10 protein-coding genes are annotated in these 13,866 nt (G+C 60.4%); 5 read left to right on the top strand and 5 right to left on the bottom strand.

From position 1 onward, the window contains the following. Positions 1 to 285 precede the first annotated feature (285 nt). On the top strand, positions 286 to 1,680 hold the full coding sequence (locus tag AB4N73_RS09920) for a hypothetical protein (protein ID WP_460143357.1): 1,395 nt from the start codon (positions 286 to 288) through the stop codon (positions 1,678 to 1,680). A gap of 479 nt (positions 1,681 to 2,159) precedes the next feature. After that, a complete protein-coding gene (locus AB4N73_RS09915; protein WP_056789474.1) occupies positions 2,160 to 7,055 on the top strand; it encodes an NAD-glutamate dehydrogenase in 4,896 nt (1,631 codons plus the stop codon). Positions 7,056 to 7,116: 61 nt separating this feature from the next. On the opposite strand, the gene AB4N73_RS09910 is transcribed toward AB4N73_RS09915, so the two are convergent. The 4 genes from AB4N73_RS09910 to pdxR form a co-directional block, all read right to left on the bottom strand. Continuing rightward, positions 7,117 to 8,415 carry an NHL repeat-containing protein gene (locus AB4N73_RS09910; RefSeq protein WP_460143356.1) on the bottom strand — a complete coding sequence of 433 codons (1,299 nt, stop codon included), beginning with the start codon at positions 8,413 to 8,415 and terminating at the stop codon, positions 7,117 to 7,119. 275 nt (positions 8,416 to 8,690) lie between these two features. Further along, positions 8,691 to 9,092 (bottom strand): cupin domain-containing protein, encoded by a 402-nt coding sequence (locus tag AB4N73_RS09905; RefSeq protein WP_460143355.1) that lies wholly within the window; start codon positions 9,090 to 9,092, stop codon positions 8,691 to 8,693. Positions 9,093 to 9,294: 202 nt separating this feature from the next. Then, positions 9,295 to 9,588, bottom strand: a complete 294-nt coding sequence (locus AB4N73_RS09900; RefSeq protein ID WP_016774982.1) for a putative quinol monooxygenase — start codon at positions 9,586 to 9,588, stop codon at positions 9,295 to 9,297. A 123-nt stretch (positions 9,589 to 9,711) separates the two neighbouring features. Beyond that, positions 9,712 to 11,145 carry a MocR-like pyridoxine biosynthesis transcription factor PdxR gene (pdxR, locus tag AB4N73_RS09895; RefSeq protein WP_460143354.1) on the bottom strand — a complete coding sequence of 478 codons (1,434 nt, stop codon included), beginning with the start codon at positions 11,143 to 11,145 and terminating at the stop codon, positions 9,712 to 9,714. A 443-nt stretch (positions 11,146 to 11,588) separates the two neighbouring features. Between pdxR and AB4N73_RS09890 the strand changes: the two genes are divergently transcribed. Next, entirely contained in the window at positions 11,589 to 12,029 is a 441-nt protein-coding gene (locus AB4N73_RS09890) for a carboxymuconolactone decarboxylase family protein (protein WP_130886981.1), read from the top strand. Between the two features lie 86 nt (positions 12,030 to 12,115). On the opposite strand, the gene AB4N73_RS09885 is transcribed toward AB4N73_RS09890, so the two are convergent. Next, positions 12,116 to 12,418, bottom strand: a complete 303-nt coding sequence (locus AB4N73_RS09885) for a hypothetical protein (RefSeq protein ID WP_041480100.1) — start codon at positions 12,416 to 12,418, stop codon at positions 12,116 to 12,118. A gap of 149 nt (positions 12,419 to 12,567) precedes the next feature. On the opposite strand from AB4N73_RS09885, the gene AB4N73_RS09880 reads away from it, so the two are divergent. Both AB4N73_RS09880 and AB4N73_RS09875 read left to right on the top strand, forming a co-directional pair. Beyond that, a complete protein-coding gene (locus AB4N73_RS09880) occupies positions 12,568 to 13,290 on the top strand; it encodes a secretin and TonB N-terminal domain-containing protein (protein ID WP_460143588.1) in 723 nt (240 codons plus the stop codon). Beyond that, the gene (locus AB4N73_RS09875; RefSeq protein ID WP_122698125.1) at positions 13,287 to 13,838 is read left to right on the top strand and encodes an RNA polymerase sigma factor; all 552 of its coding nucleotides are present in this window, start codon (positions 13,287 to 13,289) and stop codon (positions 13,836 to 13,838) included. The genes AB4N73_RS09880 and AB4N73_RS09875 overlap by 4 nt, the downstream gene beginning before the upstream one ends. Positions 13,839 to 13,866: the final 28 nt, after the last annotated feature.

Here is a 13,866-nt window from a genome sequence, read left to right as displayed (position 1 = left end):
TCCTGGGCAGTGGCGGCGGTGAATCTGTTCGAAGGCGCGATTTTGCCAGTCTCTGCTCGTTCGCGCTGCCTGCATCGGCAAAAGGTCGCAAAGCAGGACATTTCCGTCGCCCGGTTCCGAATAGCGAGAAGGGAAAATCCGACGCCAGCGTAAGGCAATTACCGGATGCGCTAAATCCACCCGAAATTGCGATTTTTCGCTTGTGATCGCCACCGTTTTGCCGTTAGTTTCGCCGCTCTTGCGCAACGGAGTGCGTTACCAAAACCCAAAAAAAGGACCTTTGCCATGACCCAATATTTCGAACGCGCCGAAGAAATTCGCCACCTGTCTGATGAACAGATCGAGGAGATCTACAAGCGCTATCTGGAAGGTGAGAAAACTTCGCAGCTGATGGAGCAATTCCAGATTCCTTCCAGGGTGCGCAGTCTGCTCAAGGTTCTGCCACCGATTGTCAGTGCAGACCTTACCTGTCCTTACTGTGAACTTCCGATGTGGGTGCGCCGATACGCCAGAGGTACTCCGCTCTCACTGCGGGGTCAGTTCAAATGCGTACGCTGTGAACACCAGCACAGTGTCCCCGGCGCCAATGGCCGCCACACAGCGTGCAACTGCACAGAATGTTTCAAGGTTCGCCAGCAGCAACTGGCCGCCCGGGCAGCGCGGGACCGTCTGGAGTTGCAGGCCAGATATGGCGCGCAACTCCCTGCAGTGCCTTACGCCAATCTGGGCTTTGTGCAAAAGTTGACGTTGCTCGCCTTGCTTGATGATGGCTACGGCGCAAACGTTGAATGGATTGCGCCGTTGAACGCGCCATCCCGAGAAGAGCTGCTTGCCCTGACGTTCGAGGCGCGGGAAGAGTTGCTCAAAAACCTGCACGAAGCCGGGGTGCTGGCGGTTTCCACCGAATCCGATATCAACGCCTTCGATCGCAGCGAGGGCTGCAGTATTCGCGATTACAGCGCCGTGCGCTGGCTGCCCAACGTCACGCTGGATGGATTGGCGCGCTGTACCCGAGAGAATCTGTATCTGGCGCTGTATCAGGAATTGTCGCGCAGCGTAAAGGCGGCCTGGAAGAGCGAAATCTATTCGCTGGTCTTCAGTCTCGCCCGCGAAGAGTCGCTTCAATACATTCGTGTGCTGGCCAGTGAGGTGGATTTCGCCTTCACGGCCGAAGCCCGTGCCGATGAGGTGGTCGGGCAGTTGCTGCAGGACTTCTCGGTCAGTCAGCTGTATTACTTTGCCCGGCTGGCCGTGAGAAACGCCGCGCATTTCTATGCCACCGGCAATTCCAAGGGGCGCAGTCACGCCTCCAACACCATTCCGCGCAACATGCTGGGCACGGCGCAGGACGCGCTCGTCCGTAACTGGCGCAAGAACGGCCATCGTGATGCGCGGGTGCCGCAGACAGCCTTGCAGCGACTGCTTTACGACGTAGTGCTGAAGGACAGCGGCGCCGGATTCTCAAAGTCGCCGGGCATGTACTGGCGCGACGAACTGGTTCCGCAATTCTTCAGCGCCGTAGCGTTCGACAGCGACTTGCTGGGCAATCTGCGCCTGTTCTGCCGCGAATGCGATTCGAGCAACATTGACGCCAGCATGGACAAGCAGATCCTGCAGACGATGTGCTACGACTGCGCCACGGTGAGCAAATTCAGAGCCTTTGAGGAACTGCCGGACTGATCCGCGTCAACCGCCAGCGCTGAACCGGATGCCACGCTCAGGGTCGATAACAGGGCCTTGGGCGTTTTCGTTTCCGGATATGTAACGTCCTCGGCGACCGACCTGGCACGAAAGTCCCGTGAAACCGGGGTGTCGAGCCTGCATTTCAGCTCACGCCTGCTAGTGTTGATGCAGGCCAAACCCTGCATTTACGTGCCAATGACCGAATATGTCGCAGCACCGCAAGCAGACACATTGTCGCACCCATTAAGCTGCGCAACGGATGAGCACCCGTAAAGGCATTGTCGACAGCGTTGGCAGTCGCTTTTGCAGATGCTCATTCATGGAAGGTGAATGTGACCTGAGTGTCCCGTCCAGCTTCACCCACCTGTCTCCCTGTTTCCTCTGCCCGAGAATCAGGAACAGGGCGACACCAGCCCCGAAAGGGGTGTTGCACGCGACGCTTTCCATCAATAACAAGCTTAAGCGGAGTACCACAGATGGCGTTCTTCACCGCAGCCAGCAAAGCCGACTTCCAGCACCAACTGCAAGCGGCACTGGCGCAGCACATCAGTGAACAGGCACTGCCACAAGTGGCGCTGTTCGCTGAACAATTCTTCGGCATCATTTCCCTGGACGAGCTGACTCAACGTCGTCTCTCCGACCTCGCTGGCTGTACTCTCTCTGCGTGGCGCCTGCTTGAGCGCTTCGATCACGCGCAACCGCAAGTGCGTGTCTACAACCCCGATTACGAACGCCACGGCTGGCAGTCGACCCACACCGCGGTCGAAGTGCTGCACCACGACCTGCCATTTCTGGTCGACTCGGTGCGTACCGAGCTGAACCGTCGCGGCTACAGCATTCACACCCTGCAGACCACCGTGCTCAGCGTACGTCGTGGCAGCAAGGGCGAATTGCTGGAAGTCCTGCCAAAGGGCAGCACCGGCGAAGGCGTGCTGCACGAATCGCTGATGTACCTGGAAATCGACCGTTGCGCCAACGCGGCCGAGCTGAACGTGCTGAGCAAAGAGCTTGAGCAGGTGCTCGGTGAAGTGCGCGTCGCCGTCGCTGACTTCGAGCCGATGAAAGCCAAGGTGCAGGACATCCTCACCCAGCTCGACAACAGCGCCTATCCGGTCGATGCCGACGAAAAGAATGAAATCAAGAGCTTCCTGGAATGGCTGGTGGGCAACCACTTCACCTTCCTCGGCTACGAAGAGTTCGTGGTCACCGATCAGGCCGATGGCGGCCACATCGAGTACGACCGGAACTCCTTCCTCGGCCTGACCAAACTGCTGCGCACCGGCCTGACCTACGAAGACCTGCGCATCGAAGACTACGCCGTGTCCTACCTGCGCGAACCGACCCTGCTGTCGTTCGCCAAGGCTGCGCACCCGAGCCGTGTGCACCGTCCGGCTTACCCGGACTACGTGTCGATCCGTGAAATCGACGCCGACGGCAAAGTCATCAAGGAACACCGCTTCATGGGCCTGTACACCTCGTCGGTGTACGGCGAGAGCGTGCGGGTCATCCCGTTCATCCGCCGCAAGGTCGAAGAAATCGAGCGCCGCTCCGGCTTCCAGTCCAAGGCTCACCTGGGCAAGGAACTGGCACAGGTCCTCGAAGTGCTGCCGCGTGACGACCTGTTCCAGACCCCGGTCGACGAACTGTTCACCACCGTGATGTCGATCGTGCAGATCCAGGAGCGCAACAAGATCCGCGTGTTCCTGCGCAAAGACCCGTACGGTCGCTTCTGCTACTGCCTGGCCTACGTGCCGCGCGACATCTATTCCACCGAAGTGCGCCAGAAGATCCAGCAAGTGCTGATGGAACGCCTGAAGGCGTCCGATTGCGAATTCTGGACCTTCTTCTCGGAATCCGTGCTGGCCCGCGTGCAGCTGATTCTGCGCGTCGATCCGAAGAACCGCCTCGACATCGACCCGCTGCTGCTGGAAAAAGAAGTCGTACAAGCGTGCCGCAGCTGGCAGGACGACTACGCCGCACTGACCGTCGAAAGCTTCGGCGAAGCCCACGGCACCAACGTGCTGGCCGACTTCCCGAAAGGCTTCCCGGCCGGCTACCGCGAGCGTTTTGCTGCGCATTCGGCCGTGGTCGACATGCAGCACCTGCTGAGCCTCAACGAAAAAAATCCGCTGGTGATGAGCTTCTATCAGCCGCTCGGTCAGGTCTCCGGCCAGCGCGAGCTGCATTGCAAGCTGTATCACGCCGACACGCCGCTGGCGCTGTCCGACGTCCTGCCGATTCTGGAAAACCTCGGCCTGCGCGTGCTGGGTGAATTCCCGTACCGCCTGCGCCACACCAACGGCCGCGAATTCTGGATTCACGATTTCGCCTTCACCGCCGCTGAAGGTCTGGACCTCGACATCCAGCAACTCAACGACACGCTGCAGGACGCGTTCGTGCACATCGTGCGCGGCGATGCCGAGAACGATGCATTCAACCGTCTGGTGCTGACCGCTGGTCTGCCATGGCGCGACGTCGCGCTGCTGCGCGCCTACGCCCGTTACCTGAAGCAGATTCGTCTGGGCTTCGATCTGGGTTACATCGCCAGCACCCTGAACAACCACACCGACATCGCTCGCGAGCTGACCCGGTTGTTCAAGACCCGTTTCTACCTGGCACGCAAGCTCGGCAGCGACGATCTGGAAGACAAGCAACTGCGTCTGGAACAAGCGATTCTGACTGCACTGGACGATGTTCAGGTGCTCAACGAAGACCGCATCCTGCGTCGTTACCTCGACCTGATCAAAGCCACCCTGCGCACCAACTTCTATCAGACTGACGCCAACGGCCAGAACAAGTCGTACTTCAGCTTCAAGTTCAACCCGCATGCGATCCCTGAGCTGCCCAAGCCAGTGCCGAAGTTTGAAATCTTCGTCTACTCGCCACGCGTCGAAGGCGTGCACCTGCGCTTCGGCAACGTTGCTCGTGGTGGCCTGCGCTGGTCCGACCGTGAAGAAGACTTCCGTACCGAAGTGCTCGGCCTGGTAAAAGCCCAGCAAGTGAAGAACTCGGTCATCGTGCCAGTGGGCGCGAAGGGCGGCTTCCTGCCGCGTCGCCTGCCACTGGGCGGCAGCCGTGACGAAATCGCGGCCGAGGGCATCGCCTGCTACCGCATCTTCATTTCCGGCCTGTTGGACATCACCGACAACCTGAAGGACGGCGCCCTGGTGCCGCCGGTCAACGTCGTGCGTCATGACGATGATGACCCGTACCTGGTGGTCGCGGCGGACAAGGGCACTGCTACCTTCTCCGACATCGCCAACGGCATCGCCATCGACTACGGCTTCTGGCTGGGTGACGCGTTCGCCTCCGGTGGTTCGGCCGGTTACGACCACAAGAAAATGGGCATCACCGCCAAGGGCGCGTGGGTCGGCGTACAGCGCCACTTCCGCGAACGCGGCATCAATGTTCAGGAAGACAGCATCACCGTGGTTGGTGTCGGCGACATGGCCGGCGACGTGTTCGGTAACGGCCTGTTGATGTCCGACAAGCTGCAACTGGTCGCTGCGTTCAACCACATGCACATCTTCATCGACCCGAACCCGAACCCGGCGACCAGTTTCGTCGAGCGTCAGCGTCTGTTCGACCTGCCGCGTTCGGCCTGGACCGACTACGACACCAGCATCATGTCCGAAGGTGGCGGTATCTTCTCGCGCAGCGCGAAGAGCATCGCGATCTCGCCGCAGATGAAAGAACGCTTCGACATCCAGGCTGACAAGCTGACCCCGACCGAACTGCTCAATGCCTTGCTCAAGGCGCCGGTGGATCTGTTGTGGAACGGCGGTATCGGCACCTACGTCAAGGCCAGCACCGAAAGCCACGCCGATGTCGGCGACAAGGCCAACGATGCACTGCGCGTCAACGGCAACGAGCTGCGCTGCAAAGTCGTGGGCGAGGGCGGTAACCTCGGCATGACCCAACTGGGTCGTGTGGAATTCGGTCTCAATGGCGGCGGTTCCAACACCGACTTCATCGACAACGCCGGTGGCGTGGACTGCTCCGACCACGAAGTGAACATCAAGATCCTGCTGAACGAAGTGGTTCAGGCCGGTGACATGACCGACAAGCAACGCAACCAGTTGCTCGCGAGCATGACCGACGAAGTCGGCAATCTGGTGCTGGGCAACAACTACAAGCAGACTCAGGCCCTGTCCCTGGCGGCGCGCCGTGCCTACGCGCGCATCGCTGAGTACAAGCGTCTGATGAGCGATCTGGAAGGCCGTGGCAAGCTGGACCGTGCCATCGAGTTCCTGCCGACCGAAGAGCAACTGACCGAGCGCGTCGCTGAGGGCCACGGCCTGACCCGTCCTGAGCTGTCGGTGCTGATTTCCTACAGCAAGATCGACCTCAAAGAGCAACTGCTGGGCTCGCTGGTGCCGGACGACGACTACCTGACCCGCGACATGGAAACGGCGTTCCCGCCGACCCTGGTCAGCAAGTTCTCCGAAGCCATGCGTCGCCACCGTCTGAAGCGCGAGATCGTCAGCACCCAGATCGCCAACGATCTGGTCAACCACATGGGCATCACTTTCGTGCAGCGACTCAAAGAGTCGACCGGCATGAGCCCGGCGAACGTGGCTGGCGCTTACGTGATCGTGCGCGACATCTTCCACCTCCCGCACTGGTTCCGTCAGATCGAAGCGCTGGACTATCAGGTTTCCGCTGACGTGCAACTGGAACTGATGGACGAGCTGATGCGTCTGGGCCGTCGCGCCACGCGCTGGTTCCTGCGTGCCCGCCGCAACGAGCAGAACGCTGCCCGTGACGTCGCGCATTTCGGTCCGCACCTGAAAGAACTGGGCCTGAAACTCGACGAACTGCTCAGCGGCGAAATCCGCGAGAACTGGCAGTCGCGCTATCAGGCGTACGTCGAAGCCGGTGTGCCGGAATTGCTGGCGCGTATGGTTGCGGGTACTTCGCACCTGTACACGCTGCTGCCGATCATCGAAGCCGCAGACGTCACCGGGCAGAACCCGGCCGAAGTGGCCAAGGCTTACTTCGCCGTCGGCTCTGCGCTGGACATCACCTGGTACCTGCAACAGATCAGCGCTCTGCCGGTTGAAAACAACTGGCAGGCTCTGGCCCGTGAAGCGTTCCGTGATGATGTCGACTGGCAGCAGCGGGCGATCACAATCTCCGTCCTGCAACAGGGCGACGGCTCGCAGGACGTGGAAGCACGCCTGGCGCTGTGGATGGCCCAGCACGAAAGCATGATCGAACGCTGGCGCGCCATGTTGGTGGAAATCCGTGCTGCGAGCGGTACGGACTACGCCATGTACGCGGTGGCCAACCGTGAACTGCTGGATCTGGCGTTGAGCGGGCAAGCAATCGTGCCTGCGATCACTGCGAATGCCGAGCTTGAACTGGCGTAAGTAGTGGCTGAATGAAGAAGCCCCGCTCTCGAAAGAGGCGGGGCTTTTTCTTGTCTGTCATTCAGAACGTATCGGCGCAGCGAAAGGCGAAGCTACCGACGCCGTCCGTACGGGGCAGGGATGTTCCGGCTACGACAATCTGATTGTCCTGAATGGCAAGACCTCCCGCCATGTCGAGCACGCCGGTCAGATTGATGACCAGCACACCGTCGTCGGCAAAATCGCGATCTGGATAGCCGTCCGATTTGAACTGGGCAATGACGATTTCCGAGTCTTGTTCGCCGTGGGTGCTGGAAAGCACAACGATGTGTCCGTCCCTCAGCGTGCCAGCAGTCCATTGGATGCCCAAAAGGGCTTTTGGATAGGACGTCAGGACTGGCCTCCCTTCATTGAAGTCGATGGCGTATTTCCCATGCCTGTCGACGCATACCAGGAGGCCCCTGTTAACGAAATCAATGGAGCGGGCGCTACCGATGCCAAGGATGTTGCCGTCAGGCATTTCGATCAGTTGGTTGATCTGACTGAGCTTGTCCAGGCGGTCGAACAGGGCAAAACCGTTATCGCCAAAGCTGCTGAAAGGTTTACCTGCGGCGTCGAAGAGGGCGATCATTGCGCGGTAGCCGACATTGCTTGAGACGCTGCCTGCGATGGCAAATTTGCCGTCCTGGAGCCGGATCAGTGAGCCAGCCCACGTGAAGTTGGCCAGGTATCGAATCACGACGTAACCCTTTCCCTGGCCAAACGCAGTGTCCAGAGCCCCGTTGCTTTGCAGTCTGATCAAAAGACCGCATTGGTCATTGGGGGAATATCGATGGTTGCTCAACACCATCAGTTTTCCGTCGTCCAGTTCAATGGCATGGCCACTGTAATCGGATGCCGTAGTGCGTTTTTGCCCAAGTTCGATCTCGGACGACGTGAGCGCGGGCACCGGAATCGGATCAACGAAGACTACGCCGTTGACGCCAAATGCGGTCTCGGGCGTTCCGTCATTGCGAAACATTGCCAGGCAGCGTTGTGGCTGTGCGTATTCGTGTAGATAAAAGGCACCCTGAAGCAACAGATTTCCGTTCTTGAGGATGCTGATGCTGCCACCCGTGGATTTATAGCCCGGAGCGAAAACCCCGCTGGCCACGCCATCCCGGGCAAACGAAGTGTCCTGTGTGCCATCAGGCTTCAATCGCACAATGGCGAACTTGTTGCCTGGACTTGCGGCGATCAGCAGCTTGCCGTCCGCCGCGACGGCAACTGCGTTGGCGAAGCCGTTTTCCTGATCGGGATATTTAAACCAGGTGAGGCCATTTTTATCGGGGCCGAAAGTGGGGTCCAGATTATGCACAGCGGTGTCTTTTACTTCAGTCATGGTCTGCTCCTCGAATACGCTGTTTTTGCGTAAAGCGATCAGTCGATAGGGACCGGCAAATCAACGCAGTGCTGGTATTTGGGGAGCTTTCGGTCGCGCTGTCCACTGTCAGACCTGACAGTGGACAGCGGCGGATGATTGTGGATTTGGAAGACGGGATGGCCTGTCTTGCCGGGGATTTAATGTCTGAGGGATTTTGTGGTGTCTGGTCTGGCGCCTTCGCGAGCAGGCTCGCTCCCACGGTTGATCGCATTCCAAATGTGATCAGGCAGCCATCAGTTTTCCAGCGGGATCAGCACCTGCTCATCCGGGGCCATCACCATGAACACCAGCAACCTGGCAGGCTTGGTTGAGCTGGCGTTTTTCGACACCAGATGCTCGGAGCCGGCCGGCTCGTACCAGAACTGGCCCTTTTTGTAAGTGATCGCCTGTTCGCCTTTTACTTGGGAAATCACTTCGCCGTCGAGCACGTAAGCCATCGCCGTGCCTTCGTGTTTATGGGCGATCGAGGATTGCCCGGGCTGGTAGTCGACTTCGATCATCATGGCTTTCTTGCCGGGGGCGTTTTTCAGCAGTTGTTCCTGCAGGACGGTGATTTTTTCGGATGGATCGTGGGCCATTGCCGAAGCGGAGAAGGTGAAGGCGAGGGCTGCGGCGACGAGGTGCAGGGCTTTCATGGCGGGTTACCTGTGATGGTGGGGGTGTGCTCACAGTAGGCCGCAATGTGGCCGGTTCAAACGGCCAATATTCGCGAAGATCAGGTGACCAATTGGCCTTGGAAGGATTTCGGTGTGGCGCAAATCGCCTTCGCGAGCAGGCTCGCTCCCACAGTTGACCGCATGTCAATGTGGGAGCGAGCCTGCTCGCGAACGGGGCATATCAGACGATAGGGAAGCTGTTGAAATCGACGCTATTGGCCAGGCGGCTATCGATCAGGTCGATAAACCCCTGTGCCTCGGGCCGGTTGAAATGCGCCTGCATCGCCGCTTCCGACTGCCAGCGCGCGCTGACCGTCCAGCGGTGGCTGTCCTCGGGGCAGCGGTCGACCAGGTAGGAATCGCAGCCCGGAGTTTCGCGCAGGGTGTCGACGATCTTCTGCAATTGCTTGCCGAGCTCTTCCGAGCGGCCCGCAACAGCCTTCACTTCAACCGTGTTGATCACTTCGTTGGACATTGCTCACACTCCTGAATCAGGCCGGACGAATCCTGCTCACTGAGGGATAACGCCTGTGCAGAATAGGCCTGCCGCCCTGAATCACCAATAACCAATCGGCGGTAAAAGCCTTATACCAAAGGCTCATGACAGCTGTTCGAGGATGTCGCGCAGGCGATCGAGGGCAATGTCGATGTCGAGGGTTTCGATGGCGCCGAAACCGAAGTAAAGGCCTTCTTTCGCCGGCTGCTGGTAGTAGAAACCACTGATCGCATACAGGCCGACCTCGACCTTTTTTGCCAGCTCGATGACCAACGGCAAATCGATAGGCACCTTGCAGAACACCGCCATGTGAAACCCGGCGCTGGCCGGCACGGCTTGCAGCCACGGTGCAAGGTCAGTCGCCATGCGCGCCAGGATCCGCTCGCGGCGTTGCGCGTAGATCGTGTAGCAGCGGCGGATGTGCTTGAGCAGGCAACCCTCGGCGATGAACTTGGCCAGCGCCCATTGCGGCAGGGTCGAGGCGTGCAGATCGGTGAGCTGTTTGGCGCGGATCACCGCCTCGATGATCGACGGCGGCAGGATCGCGTAGCCCAGGCGCAACTCCGGCAGCAGGGTTTTCGAGAAGGTGCCGACGTAGGCGACGATGCCGCGCTGATCGAGGTTGTACAGCGAATCCGTAGGCCGGCCTTCGTAGCGGAATTCACTGTCGTAATCGTCTTCGATGATGATCGCGCCGAGTTCATGGGCACGGGCGAGCAGGGCTTCGCGGCGCGCCTGACTCATCGCCATGCCCAGCGGAAACTGATGCGATGGCGTCACATAGATGAGCCGGGTGCCATCGGGAATGTGCTCGACCTGAATGCCCTCGGCATCCACCGGCACCCCGACCACCTCCGCGCCATGCGTGCCGAACAACAAGCGCGCGGGCGGATAGCCGGGATCTTCCATGGCCACCAGACTGCCGGGACGGGTCAGTACGCGGGCAATCAGGTCCAGCGCCTGCTGCGCGCCGTTGCACACGACGATGTCCTCGTTCTGACAGTTGATGCCACGGGAAAACGCGATGTGCCGGGCGATCGCATTGCGCAGCGCCGGCAAACCTTCGGCAACGCTGTAAAAACCCTTCGACTGCGCCATCTGCCGCATCGCGTGGGCGACGCAGCGGCGCCAGTCGTCGTGGGGGAACTGGCCTTTGCTGGTGGCGCCACCGATAAAGTCGTAGCGCAGCGAACCTTGCAGCGTCGGGTGACGGAGGAACACCGGCAGATTGCGCCAGCTCTCGATCACCTCGGCACTGGCCAGCTCGGTGTGGCTCTGCTTGCGCTGCACCTGCGCCGGGCGGGCGTTGACATAGGTGCCTTTGCCGATCACCCCGGTGAGGAAATTTTCGTAGGTCAGCTGCGCATAGGTGTCGGAAATGGTCTTGCGCGAAATGCCCAATTGCTCGGCCAGCAAGCGGCTCGGCGGCAACTGCGTACCCGCCGCCAACCGCCCGGATTCAATCGCCGCGCGCAACTGCTGATACAACTGACCGGCAAGATCCTTGCGGCCGTTGATCACGACATGAAGTTCCATACCGACGAGGCTCCCGGGTGTTGAGTGAGGTGTCGGTCAGATTAGCGTTGTTGGGCTTATGGCAGTAGTTGCGTGGAGTAAATACCGCAAATTGGCGCAAGTCCCTGTGGGAGCGAGCCTGCTCGCGAAAGCGGTCTGTCATTGAACAGATTCGTTGTCTGACACTCCGCTATCGCTGGCAAGCCAGCTCCCACAGTTTTCGCGGCGTGCACAAATCTTGTGAACGACGTTAAACCTTGTGGGAGCTGGCTTGCCAGCGATGGCGGTGGTGCAGTGGATGAATATTTGTCTGGGAAACCGCTTTCGCGAGCAGGCTCGCTCCCACAGGTATTGCGTTTGGCCGAGGTTCATTGGTGTAGCCGGAATTCATGGAATTGGGGCTGTAACACAGCCCGCACAGCCCTTACCGTGAACTCATCATTCCGCCTGCCGAGAGCCGCGCCATGTCCCTGCGTCTGGATTACTACAACGCTTCGCCCAAGGCGATGAAAGCGATGCTTGCCATGGAGGCGCTGACCAGCAACCTGAGTATCGAAGCGCCGCTGCTGCAACTGATCAGAATCCGCGCCTCGCAACTCAACGGCTGCGCCTTCTGCACTGACATGCATTCGGTGGACGCGCGGCGGGCCGGGGAGAGTGATCGGCGCCTTTACGCGATCGCGGTGTGGCGCGACAGCAACTTCTTCAACCCCCGCGAACGGGCGGCTCTGGCCTGGGCCGAGGCGGTGACGCTGTTGGCCGAAAGCCACGTGCCGGATGACGTCTACCAGCAGGCGCGCGAGCAGTTCGATGAAGGCGAACTGGTGGACCTGACGGTTGCAGTCAGCACCATCAACAGCTGGAATCGTTTGGCTGTCAGCTTCCGTCAGACCCCGAGTGACTGAAAGCACCCATCCCGGGCTGCGTCCCATTGGAACGCGGAGCGTCCCTTGAGGCATTCCCACGCGGAGCGTGGGAACGATCAACCTGCCTAATTCGCCGGCCGCTGCGGTTTCACTGATGTGCCAAACGTATTGCCCATCCGCGTACTGGTCGCAGCCGGGGTCGCCAGTCCGACCTGATTCGGCGCGCGCTTGTGCACCGGCACATTCAACGCTTCCATGTTCTTCTGCGCCGCCGCCGCGCCGTCGGGATTGTTGCCCATCTGCTGGCTCAGGCAATCGTAATTCGGCGCCTTGTAACCGCCGACCGTGACCTCGACACAGCCCAGGGGCTCTTCGGCCTGCGCCGCGCCCACCGTCATCAGCAAGACCCACATCCACCGCGTTTTCATGTCCGCCTCCTGGCCCGCCCGAATGGGCCGCTCTGGCTTTGAGTCTAGTGCAAGCGCGGCGCAAAACCCGTGATGGTTTTTTTGCACCGCCCGTCATACCAGAGTCATAAATGCCCCGCAGGATAGCGATTTTCAGGGGTGCGCCAGTCGTGCAGCGAGGCAGTTCGCGGATCAGTCTTCAGCGCTCGGCGACGCTTGTGCGCCGCGCGGGTCTGGGGTGGCTGCTCGGTCTGCTGGCCAACGCGGCCAATGCAGATCCAGCAGCGGCGGATATGCGCCTGACCTTGCACATCCCGGCTCAGGAACTGGCCCGGGCGCTGGATCAGTACAGCCGCGCCACGGGCGTCGCGGTGCTGGTCGATAGCCAGTTGAGCCGGGGCCGCCGCTCCCTCGCCGTGGATGGCGAATACACCGCCGCCGATGCCTTGCGCCATTTGCTCGGCGGCACCGGGTTGATGGCGCGCTACGCCCGCGCCGACGCGTTCACTCTACAAGCGGCGCAGGTGGAAGATCTGCCGATGCCGACGGACAAACCCACGCCGGCCGCTGTCGCGGTCAACCGCAGTTATGCGACGGCGGTGCAAGCGGCGATCGAGCGCAAGCTGTGCCGCTCGCCGCTGACACGGCCGGGCAGTTATCGCGCGGTGTTGCAGGTGTGGGTCGGGCGCGACGGCGTGGTGCAGCACAACCGGTTGGTCACTTCGACCGGCGATGTACGGCGCGATAACGCGCTGGTGGAAAGTTTTCGCAACCTCACAATCGATCGGCCGACGCCCAGCGCCTTGCGCCAGCCGGTCACGTTGCTGTTGTTACCGGAGTCGTCAGGGAAGCCCATGGAATGCACGAGATGGGAAGGAGTTTCCGGGGGATGAAAGACGCCGGACAAAGCGTGATGGGCCAGCTGTTCCTCAGCTCCTACGAGGACTTTCGCGTGCGCCTGCGCCGCCGCCTCGGTTCCGAGGATCTGGCCAATGACGTGCTGCACGAAACCTGGCTGCGGGTCGATCGCATGGAAACCCCGCCGAACCTGCTCAAGCCCAACGCCTACCTGTATCGCATGGCCCTCAACATCGCCGCCGACCGCCGCCAGGCCGATGCGCGCCTGCTCACCGGCACCGAAGTCGAGGAACTGCTGCAACTGGGCGACGAAGCCCTCGACCCGGCGCGGGTGGTCGGTGGGCAAAAGGAGATGCAGGCCCTGCTCAGCGCCTTGTACGAACTGCCCGCACGGCGTCGGCGGATCTTCATCGCCGCGCGGCTGGAAGAGGCGCCACACCTGGAAATCTCCCAGCGTTTCGGCATTTCCACGCGCATGGTCGAGAAGGAAATCAAAGCCGCGCTGGGCTTCTGCGCAGCGAAACTGGAAAGAAAAGTGTTTCAGCGGTTCGGTCGCGGGGCCGGAAAACCGTCTAGCGAATAGTGACCCGATTAATCCGTTGAGAATTTGC

The organism is Pseudomonas sp. S3_B08 (assembly GCF_054667725.1).
The sequence above is the reverse complement of the archived record's forward strand: the minus strand, read 5'-3'. Positions and strand labels throughout refer to the sequence as shown.

Coding starts and splice junctions, on each gene's coding strand:
- AB4N73_RS09920 (WP_460143357.1), top strand. CDS start 286: ATGACCCAATATTTCGAACGCGCCGAAGAAATTCGCCACCTGTCTGAT.
- AB4N73_RS09910 (WP_460143356.1), bottom strand. CDS start 8,415: ATGACTGAAGTAAAAGACACCGCTGTGCATAATCTGGACCCCACTTTC.
- AB4N73_RS09885 (WP_041480100.1), bottom strand. CDS start 12,418: ATGAAAACGCGGTGGATGTGGGTCTTGCTGATGACGGTGGGCGCGGCG.
- AB4N73_RS09905 (WP_460143355.1), bottom strand. CDS start 9,092: ATGAAAGCCCTGCACCTCGTCGCCGCAGCCCTCGCCTTCACCTTCTCC.
- AB4N73_RS09900 (WP_016774982.1), bottom strand. CDS start 9,588: ATGTCCAACGAAGTGATCAACACGGTTGAAGTGAAGGCTGTTGCGGGC.
- AB4N73_RS09875 (WP_122698125.1), top strand. CDS start 13,287: ATGAAAGACGCCGGACAAAGCGTGATGGGCCAGCTGTTCCTCAGCTCC.
- AB4N73_RS09915 (WP_056789474.1), top strand. CDS start 2,160: ATGGCGTTCTTCACCGCAGCCAGCAAAGCCGACTTCCAGCACCAACTG.
- AB4N73_RS09890 (WP_130886981.1), top strand. CDS start 11,589: ATGTCCCTGCGTCTGGATTACTACAACGCTTCGCCCAAGGCGATGAAA.
- pdxR (WP_460143354.1), bottom strand. CDS start 11,145: ATGGAACTTCATGTCGTGATCAACGGCCGCAAGGATCTTGCCGGTCAG.